Below are 10,271 nucleotides of genomic sequence, written 5' to 3'. Positions count from 1 at the left end.
GCTGCCCGAGGGCGTGTTCTCGCTGATCTACGGCTCCGGCAATGACATCGGCCAGGCCCTGGTCCGCGATGCGCGCATCAAGGCGGTGGGCTTCACGGGCTCGCGCAACGGCGGTACGGCGCTAGCCAAGGCGGCCCAGGAACGCCCGGAGCCGATCCCGGTCTATGCCGAGATGAGCTCTATCAATCCGGTCTTCCTGCTGCCTGAAGCCCTCAAGGCTCGCGGCAAGGAACTGGGTGAGGCCTTCGTGGGCTCGCTTAACATGGGCGCCGGTCAGTTCTGCACCAACCCCGGCCTGGTGATCGCCGTGAAGGGCGAAGCACTCGATGCCTTCGTGGCGTCCGCCGGCGAGGCGGTGAAGGGCGCTGCCGCCCAGACCATGCTGACCCCGGGCATTCATGATGCTTACGTGCAGGGCGTGGATGGCCTGGTGGCCAGCAGCCATGCTCGCGAAGTGGCGCGCGGCCCGGCCGGCGACGGCCCCAATGCCTGTCAGGTAGGGCTGTTCGTGGCCTCCGCCGAGGACTTCCTGACCGACGAGGCCCTGCAGGCCGAGGTCTTCGGGGCCACCTCGCTGGTGGTGGAATGTGCCGATCAGGCCGAGGTGAAGCGTGTGGCCGAGCATCTGGAAGGCCAGCTCACCGCGACCCTGCAGATGGACGATGGCGACCTGGAGGCGGCCCGCGGCTTGCTGCCGGTGCTGGAGCGTCGTGCCGGCCGGGTGATGGCCAACGGTTGGCCGACCGGCGTCGAGGTCTGTCACGCCATGGTCCATGGCGGCCCGTACCCGGCAACCTCAGACTCGCGCACCACCTCGGTGGGCAGTGCGGCGATCCACCGCTTCCTGCGCCCGGTCTGCTACCAGAACCTGCCCCAGGGCCTACTGCCCGAAGCGCTGCGTGACGGCAACCCGGCCGGCGTCAGCCGCCTGGTCGACGGCAATCGCGAGGTTTAAGGAGTCGCTCAAAACCTCTCTCCGGCCTCCGGGTGTAATAGCCCGGGGTCGGAGTTCGGGCTGGTGGACGCATTACCACCAGCCTCTTCCTCCAGCAATGCCTGAGGATCCAGCGCGCCGGCCGCGGCCTTGCGTCGCTGGCGCACCAGGTCCAGCACCCCCCCGCCCAGCAGCGAGACGATGATCAGCGCACCGCCGACGAAGGCCAAGAGTGCCGGCGCCTCGCCGATCCACCACCAGACCAGCAGGGTCCCGGCCAGGGTCTCGAGCAGCATCATCAGGCTGACCTCGGCACCTGCCAGGTAGCGCGGGCCGGTCTGAATGCATAAGTAGGCGCCCGGCAGAAAGACCAGGCTGAGTAGCGCGAGACGCTGAAGATCATCGCTGGACGGCAGCATAGCACCGCCCAGAGGCAAAGCCGGCAGCAGGATCATCACACAGCCCAGCGGCAGGATAACGGTGGTATCGACGCCCTTCTGGGCGCTGGCCACCGTGGTGTTGATGGCCAGCGCAAACGGTAGGCACAGCGCCACTATCAGCCCAAGCGGGTTGCCCCGACCGACTTCGCCGGCCGCCATCAGGCAGGCACCGGCCACGCACAGCAAGATGATCACCCAGGTCTGGCGGCGCAGCCGCTGGCCATAGACCAGAAGGCCGATCAGCCCGGCGATGAGCGGCGCCAGATTCTGGATCACCAAGACGTTGCCGGCCGCCGTCATGCGGTTGGCAATCACGAAACTCCAGGCGCCGACGGCGAAGGCCAGCGGGCACCAGAACGCCGCCGGGCCGCAGGCGCGCACCGCCGCCGGCAACTTGCGCCCGTAGCGTGCCAGGGCCACCAGGCTCAGCACCGACCCGAGCATCAGGGCCCGCCAGAACATAAAGGTGGCGACCTCGACGTCAGTGTCCTTGACGAAGAGCGCATCCGGCGACAGCAGCAACACACCCAGCCCGGTGATCAAATAACCGCGCAGCCGCCACGACAGTCGTTGCCACATCCTTGTCCTCTCCTTGATCCCATCCATGGACCGTCCATAAAACAATCAATAAAAACTATCTATAAAAACCATCTACAAAAACTGGCCATAAAAAAACGCAGGCTGGGGATATCCCCAGCCTGCGCGGTTGTTACCTTGGCGCCATCGACTATCCGATAACGGCTATCGCGGCGCCATCACCCTTTGGTCGGAGAGCCTCGTTCAGGCTCTCGCTACGGGTGGACCTGTGATCAGGCCTGCGAACGGCGACGCACGGGTGCGTCGTCGTTGTTGCGACGGCGCGGTGCGCGTTCCGGCGCGCCGCTGTCTTCGCTGATCTCCAGCGGACGGCCGCCAACCTTGGCGCGTGCCATCTTGCTGAGGATGCTGGCGGGCAGGCTGCTCGGCAGCTCGACCACTGAGAAGGCATTGCGGATGTCGATGCGGCCGATGCGGGCGCCTTCGATGCCACCTTCGTTAGCCAGCGCGCCGACCAGTTGGCCCGGCTTGACGCCGTCCTTGTGGCCAACGGCAACGCGATAGCGTGTCATGCCTTCGCGCGGAGCGCTGTCACGACGCTTCGGCTTGCCATCACGAGCGGCGCGATCGTTGTTGCGATCCTTCGGTGCCTGCAGGCGACCGATGGGCGCTTCGTCGGCGCGCGCCATGGCGGCGAAGGCACAGGCCAGCTCAACCGGATCATGCCCTTCGGCGACCATGCGCTCGACCAGCGCACGCTGCTCGTCGCTGCCGGCGGTCAGAGTACCGACCACACGCTGGTGGAATATCTCGTCGCGGTGAGCGCGGATGGCCGCCTCATCGGGCAGCGCCATGTCGCTCATGTGCTGACCGGTGGCCTGCTCGATCCAGCGCACCTTGCGGGTTTCGCGGAAGCCGGCGAAGGTGATCGCCACGCCGCTACGCCCAGCACGACCGGTACGGCCGATACGGTGAGTATAGGCTTCGGAGTCCTGCGGCAGATCGTAGTTGATGACGTGGGTGATACGCGGCACGTCGAGGCCACGAGCGGCCACGTCTGTCGCGATCAGCACATCGACCTTGCCACGCTTGAGGCGGGTGATGGTGCGCTCGCGCAGGCTCTGGTCCAGATCGCCGGACAGGCCAGCGGCATTGACGCCGCGGGCGGTCAGCTGCTCGACCAGGGTGGTGCAGGCGGCGCGGGTACGCACGAAGACGATGGCGCCATCGACCGGCTCCACTTCGAGGATGCGCGACAGTGCCTCGAGCTTGGCGCCACCTTCGGCACGCACCAGACGCTGATCGATGCTGTCGGCAGTGCCCTTGGCCGATTCGATAGTGACCTTGACCGGGTCGACCAGATAGCGATTGACGATGCGCTCGATCTCAGCCGGCAGGGTCGCGGAGAAGAACACCCGCTGGGCGTCTTTCGGGGTATCGGCGACGACGCGCTTGACGTCATCAATGAAGCCCATGCGCAGCATTTCGTCGGCTTCGTCGAGCACCAGGGCGGACAGGCCGTCAAGCTTCAGGCTGCCACGATCCAGGTGATCGATGATGCGGCCCGGGGTACCGACCACGACCTGTGCGCCACGCTTGAGCGCGCCGAGCTGTTCACGATATTCCTGGCCACCACACAGGGTAGCGACCTGCAGGCCCTGAAGGTTCTGGCCGTACTTGGTGAAGGACACGGCAACCTGCTGAGCCAGTTCGCGGGTCGGGGCCATCACCAGCACCTGGGGCTCGCGGCGAGCGAGGTCGATGCGAGACAGGATCGGCAGTGCGAAGGCCGCAGTCTTGCCGGTACCGGTCTGAGCCTGGCCGATCATGTCACGGCCTTCGAGCAGGGCAGGAATGGTCTGCGCCTGGATCGGGGAGGGAGTTTCGTAGCCCAGCGTTTCGAGGGCAGTCAGCACGGCAGGCAGCAGTGCCAGTTCGCCGAAGCTCGGCGAGGCGACAGAAGTCGAGGTCATCAATCACACCTTGGTAGGCCGGTCAGTACCGGCAACAGAGTTTGGTGGCGTCCCCGACCCGGAACACGCAATAGCACAGGTTCGATGAGAGCCTGTAGGGTCGAATGCGAACCACCCCATGCGGGGGCTGGCTCGGGCGGAATCTGGGACGCCGGTCGCACCTGGCATTCGGTTCACGTCGAGACGCGGGCATTGCCCGAATCAAACGAGCCTCGACAAGCGCGGGGGCTTGCCGGAAACTCTCGGCGAACCGCTGTGGCGACCTTGTGCACCTTGCCGACAGGCAGTGGGCGCTCCATCTACAAATCCAGACGCACTGGGCGAGGCCTTGGGCCTGCCCCGGGCGAACACTTGGCGAGCCCGGTCACAGCGCTTGGTCGCGGATCATCGCGCCTGGCGTCTTGCGAAAGCTTGCCATCCCAACCTAGCGAGGCGGGTGCAATTCGTCATGATGGTGGGGGTCAACACATGCGAGGAGAGCGCATGCTATCATCGAGACCTTTGCCATGCCAGTCTTTTCGGAGCCGTGAATGCCTAGCCTGTGGGTCGATGCCGACGCCTGCCCGCGTGTCGCACGCGACATCATCGTGCGCGCCGCCGAGCGCACCCAGACAGCGACTTGGTTCGTCGCCAACCATCAAGTGCCGCTGCCGCCCTCGCCCTGGGTCAAGCCGCTGGCGGTAGCAAGCGGCTTCGACGCCGCCGACGACGAGATCGTTCGCCGCCTCGTCCCGGGAGACCTGCTGGTGACCGCCGACCTGCCGCTGGCACAGGAAGCGATCGACAAGGGAGCAGCGGTGATGACCAATCGCGGCGAAGCGCTGGATCGCAGCAATATCCGCGCACGTGTACAGATGCGGGATTTCATGGAAACCATGCGCTCGAGCGGTGAGCACACCGGCGGTCCCAAGGGCTATTCCGACGTCGACCGCCGAGAGTTCGCCAACGCTCTGGACCGCTGGTTGGCCAAGAACCGGTGAAAACAACGCATCTGTACCCGGTACAGATGCAGCGCATGATAAGGGCCTGCATGGAAACCATGCGCTCGAGCGGTGAGCACACCGGCGGTCCCAAGGGCTCCTCTGACTCAGAACTGCTGGGACGTCGACCGCCGAGAGTTCGCCAACGCCCTGGACCGCTGGTTGGCCAAGAACGCCTGAGACGACCGCTTGGGCCGCCCCTAAGCGGAGAAACGTGGGATCTGAGCGGCGCCGGGAACAGGTCTGAGCGAAGGTCATTCTTCAGGGATGAAGAATGTAGCGCCCAGGGAAGGGTTTACAGCGCCTTCGCGAAGGCCTGTCCACGGGTTAGCCGCGCCACCCCACCAGGCGTCACGCCTTCTCCCTGATGCCCTGTCCCGGCAGGCGCTCGCGGTCATGGGGCCGCTCCAGGTCGAGCGCTGGGCCCTTGGGCACGATGCGGGTCGGGTTGATGTTGTCGTGGCTGTAATAGTAGTGGCGCTTGATGTGGTCCAGGTTCACCGTTTCCTTGACCCCCGGCCACTGGTACAGCTCGCGGACATAGTTCGAGAGATTTGGATAGTCCTCGATACGCCGGATATTGCACTTGAAGTGGCCGTGATAGACGGCATCGAAACGGATCAGCGTGGTGAACAAGCGGATGTCCGCCTCGGTCAACCACTCGCCGGCCAGATAGCGCTGCTCGTCAAGGCGCGCTTCCATCCGGTCGAGGGCATCGAAGAGCGCGGTCACGTGCTTCTCGTAGACGGCTTGGTCGGTGGCAAAGCCTGACTTGTAGACGCCATTGTTGATGTGGTCGTAGACGTCGGCGTTCACCGCATCGATGGTCTCGCGCAGATCGGCGGGATAGAAGTCCAGACGGTTGCCGGTGATGTCGTCGAAGGCGCCGTTGAACATGCGCAGCAGATCGGCGGATTCATTGCTGACGATATTGCCGGCGGTCTTGTCCCACAGCGCCGGCACCGTGACGCGGCCCGTATAGTGCGGGTCGGTGAGGGTGTAAAGCTCGCGGTGATAGCTCACACCATTGATGGGGTCACCGCTCGAACCTTCTTCCTGGTTGTAGCTCCAGCCCTGGTCCAGCATCAGCGGACTCACGTGCGAGGTACCGATCACATCATCGAGTCCCTTGAGGTGGCGCATGATCAGGGCACGGTGAGCCCAGGGGCAGGCAAGCGACACATAAAGGTGGTAGCGGTTCGGCTCGGCCAGCCTACCCGGCTGTCCATCTGGCCCCTCGCTGCCATCGGCGGTCACCCAATCGCGTAGCTGGGCGGACTCGCGGACGAACTCGCCGCCGTGCTTCTTGGTGTCGTACCACTGGTCGTGCCACTCGCCGTCGATCAACAGGCCCATAAGCCCTCCTCAAGTTAGATGTCGCGTATGACTGTGCAGCCTACGCCCATTCTTTCGACGCTCAAGCGCGTATTTTCCGGGATTCCATTCGATGCTTTCGAATCATTGTGCTGCCGCTTGCGCCTTTTCCCACTCGCTGACCGACTGCATCAGCGCTGCGGCCATGGCGCGGGTCGCCGGACCGGCCCGGTCGCGATCGCGATGGATCAACTGAAACGGCACCTGGCGCACACCGCCGACCAGCAATGGCAGCGGCAGGAGCTCACCGCGCTCCAGGGCCGGCTCGATCAGGGTCTTCGGTACCCAGGCGAATCCCAGGCCACGCTTGAGCATGTCAACCGAAGTGGCCAGGTGGCTGACCGTCCAGCGCTGCTCGGCCTTCAGCCAGCCCGCATTCATCGCCTCCCGCTGCGCCGAGTCGCGCACCACCAGCTGGCGATGTTGCTCCAGATCACGCAGGTCGAGCGGCCGGCCTAGCTGATGCAGGGCGTGGTCGGGATGGGCCACGGCGAGGAAGGTCACCGTGGCCAGGGGCTCGCCGAGAAATCCCTGCGCCGCCAGCCCCGAGGCGACCAAATCGGCCCGGCCGTCGTAAAGCATCTCGACCCCGCCGTTAAGCACCGTCTCGTGCAGCTGTATGCGCACATGTGGGAAGGCCGCCGAGAAACGCTCCAGCGCCTGGGCCAGCACGTCCGGCGGAAATATCTGGTCGATGGCCAACACCACCTCCGCCTCCAGCCCCTCGGCGAGGCTGTCGGCCACGTCCTCGAGGGCCTCGGCGCTTTCGATCAGTTGGCGGGCCCGTCGCAGCAGCATCTCGCCGGCCTCGGTGAGCCGCACATTGCGCCCCACCGGTTCCAGCACCTTGACACCCAGTTGCTCCTCGAGCTTGTGCACGGCGTGGTTGAGCGTCGAGGGGCTCTTGTGCACGACGAGCGAAGCACGGGCAAAGCCACCGTGATCGACGACCGCCGCCAGCATCCGCCACTGGGAAAGCGTCACTCGGGACATTTCGATTTCCTCGAACCTTTTGAGCAAAACTATGCGCTATCGTTGCGCCGTATTCATGATCAACAATTCATGCCATCGACACCAGACGCTTTGGCGGAGGATTTCTCATGAGCGCTACCCACGATACACAAGGCAGCGACCGTCGCATCGAACGCCGGCTCGCCGCTCAGCCCAGCCAAGACGGTGATGGCGTCAAGATCAAGCGCCTGCACGACTTTGGCGGCGGCCTCGACCCTTTCTTGATGCTCGATGAACTGGGCTCGGATCGCCCCGACGATTACATCGGCGGCTTTCCCCCGCACCCGCACCGAGGCATCCAGACCCTTACCTACGTGATTCACGGTGGCCTGACCCATGAAGACCACCTGGGCCACTCGAGCACCATCGAGGCTGGCGACGCTCAGTGGATGCACACCGGGCGCGGCATTATCCACTCGGAAATGCCGCTGACTGACCATCAGGGTTTGCATGCGTTCCAGCTGTGGCTGAGCCTAGCGAGTCGCGACAAGCTGAGCCCTGCCACCTATCGCGATGTGAAGGCCGCAGAGATGCCACACCTGACACAGGATGGCGCACGCCTCACCGCGCTGGGCGGGCACTGGCAGACCAGCAACGGCGAAGCCATTGACGGCCCACTGGAAGCACTCGCCGGTCAGGGCGCCGTGGCGCACCTGCACCTTGATGAGGGCGCATCGCTTGCGCTCGAGGCCGATGCCCCCACCCTGCTGGCCTATGTGTTCGATGGCACAGTAGCCATTGCCGGCGAGAGCGTCTCCGCCGGTGAGCTGGTGCGCCTGAGCAAGGGCGACAGCCTGTCACTTTCGAGCCCCAACGGCGCTCAGGCCCTACTGCTGGCGGGTACGCCACATCGTGAACCGATCGCCCATTACGGGCCATTCGTGATGAACTCAGAGGCGGAATTACAGCAGGCACTGCGCGACTACCGTGATGGCACCCTGACCGGCTGATTCCCGGCACGGCCCCGCCTCAAGAAAATGCCAGGACATTAATCAAGGTTTCTCGATGAAACAGTGTTAATTTTCTGGCATTCCATCCAATTAGTGACGACACTTCCCAAACCCTGGGCGAATGGGTGTGAATTACCGCTTACTGTATGTGCGTACAGACTAGGCAGCTAATACGCCATGGGGTAAGGTTCTGATGCCTTTTTATATCCATTTGATCCTTACTGGCCTTTACTCATTATGTTGCGAATCCTTCATTCGCTACCGCGCACGCACAAGTTTCTTTTGTTACCCGTTGCCACCATGGTGGCCGTGCTAGGCGCGCAGCAACTCTATTCCACCGTGTCGGCCTCGGATGATGAGACCGACAACACCGAATTCACCGTCGTCGAGATGCCCATCGGCAACTCTGACGCGACGCAAGTCGTCGAAACGGCTTCCACGCCCGGACAAGAACGCCCTTCGCTGCGCAGTGACAATGAGGGCTATATCCCCCTCAACACCCTCAAGGCGCAGGAAATCGTCGATATCAATTTCCTGGCCAAGGCGCATGCCGGCACCCTGGATGGTTCTGACGCACGCGACCTGACGTCATTCGACGCCTCCCCCCAGGTCATCGAGCAAGGCGATAGCACCACCGTCGATGATACCGCTGGGCTCGTCGCCGGCGAGCCGCCGACACTGGATGCCGGCGTCCTGCAATTGGCCAGTCACCTGACCGAAATCAACGTGGACGGTGGCGCCGAAGGTGGCACTTCCTACGATGACTTCTCCGCCGACCCGCTATGGCTGATTGACGATGACCCGTCGCTTGAAGCGGAGATCGTTGCCCACCAGAACTTCGTTCCCCAGTGGGAAACCTATACCGTGCAGCCCGGCGACACCTTCGCCGTGCTCGCCGAGCGCACCCTGGGTCTCGGCTATAGCGAAGTCATGCAGCTTCTCGATTCCATGCCGGACAAGAACGTCTTGACCCGCTGGCGAGTGGGTCAGAACTTCGACTACAAGGTCGATGAAGACGGCCAACTGATGGCCCTGCGCATCATGAAGAATGCCCGCACTGGCTATCTGATCGAACGGGCAGAAGACGAGCAGCAAGCCTTCGAGATCGCCGATATCGAGAAAGCCGGCGAGGCGACCCAGCGGCTGTTCTCGGGCACCGTCAGCGGCAGCTTCGGGCAGTCGGCCCAGGCGACCGGTCTTAACTCGGCCGAGGTGGCCGAGCTGACCAACGTGCTATCCAAAAAGCTCGACTTCCGTCGCGACACCCGCCGTGGCGATGCCTTCCAGGTCCTGGTCGAGTCCGACATCATCGACGGCAAAAGCCTCGACTCGCGCATTCTCGCCGTGCGCTACCAAGGCGCGCGGATGGACTTGACGGTGGTGCGCAATAGCGACGATAACCGCTTCTACACCCCGGATGGCCATAGCCTCGACCCTGCCTTCAACCGCTACCCTTTCGACGGTCATTACCGGATCAGCTCGTCGTTCAACCTGCGCCGCAAGCACCCGATCACCGGGCGCATCAGCCCGCACTACGGCACCGACTTTGCCATGCCGTCGGGCTCCACCGTGCGAGCGCCAGCCGATGGCCGTGTGGTCAAATCCGCTTACCATCGCTTGGCAGGCAACTACCTGGTGGTTCGCCACGACAACGGTTACAAGACACGCTACCTGCACCTGTCGAAGCGCCTGGTTAGCGAAGGCGAGCGCGTCACCATGGGAGAGCGCATCGCCCTTTCCGGCAACACCGGTCGCAGCACGGGCGCCCACCTGCACTACGAGGTGATCGCCAACGGCAACCGGGTCGATGCCATGCGCGTCGACCTGCCGGAAAACCAGAGCCTCTCCGGTCCCGCTCTGGCCGCTTTCAAGCGCGAAGCAGAACCGATGCTGGCCCGCCTGGAAAACGATGGCAGCACCTCCGCCATCGCACAGGCAAGCACCCGGCAGAGCGGCGACGACAGCTGACTTAGCTCGCCGTCATCAGCCGCGAACCAAAAACCCCGCCATAGCGTCGCTATGGCGGGGTTTTTGTTACCTCTCTGCTTCCTGACGGTGAGTCACTGTCATCT

Annotated in this window: 8 protein-coding genes; 4 read left to right on the top strand and 4 right to left on the bottom strand. The window is 63.9% G+C overall.

The window, feature by feature from the left end; translation table 11 throughout:
* Positions 1-955, top strand: a 955-nt coding sequence (locus BLR71_RS14280) for an aldehyde dehydrogenase family protein (RefSeq protein ID WP_139172642.1), incomplete at its 5' end; no start/stop codon positions are given.
* Positions 956-963: 8 nt separating this feature from the next.
* On the opposite strand, the gene BLR71_RS14275 is transcribed toward BLR71_RS14280, so the two are convergent.
* Both BLR71_RS14275 and BLR71_RS14270 read right to left on the bottom strand, forming a co-directional pair.
* The gene (locus BLR71_RS14275) at positions 964-1,953 is read right to left on the bottom strand and encodes a DMT family transporter (RefSeq protein WP_092527835.1); all 990 of its coding nucleotides are present in this window, start codon (positions 1,951-1,953) and stop codon (positions 964-966) included.
* Between the two features lie 230 nt (positions 1,954-2,183).
* Complete coding sequence (locus BLR71_RS14270) at positions 2,184-3,884, bottom strand: DEAD/DEAH box helicase (RefSeq protein ID WP_092527832.1); 1,701 nt, start codon at positions 3,882-3,884, stop codon at positions 2,184-2,186.
* Positions 3,885-4,414: 530 nt separating this feature from the next.
* Between BLR71_RS14270 and BLR71_RS14265 the strand changes: the two genes are divergently transcribed.
* The gene (locus BLR71_RS14265; protein WP_092527829.1) at positions 4,415-4,864 is read left to right on the top strand and encodes a YaiI/YqxD family protein; all 450 of its coding nucleotides are present in this window, start codon (positions 4,415-4,417) and stop codon (positions 4,862-4,864) included.
* A gap of 351 nt (positions 4,865-5,215) precedes the next feature.
* On the opposite strand, the gene BLR71_RS14260 is transcribed toward BLR71_RS14265, so the two are convergent.
* Together BLR71_RS14260 and BLR71_RS14255 are read right to left on the bottom strand one after the other, a co-directional pair.
* Positions 5,216-6,220 carry a glutathione S-transferase family protein gene (locus tag BLR71_RS14260; protein WP_092527826.1) on the bottom strand — a complete coding sequence of 335 codons (1,005 nt, stop codon included), beginning with the start codon at positions 6,218-6,220 and terminating at the stop codon, positions 5,216-5,218.
* A 102-nt stretch (positions 6,221-6,322) separates the two neighbouring features.
* Entirely contained in the window at positions 6,323-7,231 is a 909-nt protein-coding gene (locus tag BLR71_RS14255; protein WP_092527823.1) for a LysR family transcriptional regulator, read from the bottom strand.
* A 107-nt stretch (positions 7,232-7,338) separates the two neighbouring features.
* Here BLR71_RS14255 and BLR71_RS14250 point away from each other — a divergent pair, with 107 nt between their 5' ends.
* Entirely contained in the window at positions 7,339-8,199 is an 861-nt protein-coding gene (locus BLR71_RS14250) for a pirin family protein (RefSeq protein ID WP_092527820.1), read from the top strand.
* A gap of 237 nt (positions 8,200-8,436) precedes the next feature.
* Positions 8,437-10,167, top strand: a complete 1,731-nt coding sequence (locus BLR71_RS14245; RefSeq protein ID WP_092527817.1) for a peptidoglycan DD-metalloendopeptidase family protein — start codon at positions 8,437-8,439, stop codon at positions 10,165-10,167.
* The last annotated feature ends 104 nt before the right edge of the window (positions 10,168-10,271 follow it).

The sequence above is a fragment of the Onishia taeanensis genome, assembly GCF_900100755.1.
In the GTDB taxonomy this organism is placed as follows: Bacteria; Pseudomonadota; Gammaproteobacteria; order Pseudomonadales; family Halomonadaceae; genus Onishia; species Onishia taeanensis.
Note: the sequence above shows the minus strand (reverse complement) of the source record. Positions and strands in the feature narration are given on the sequence as shown.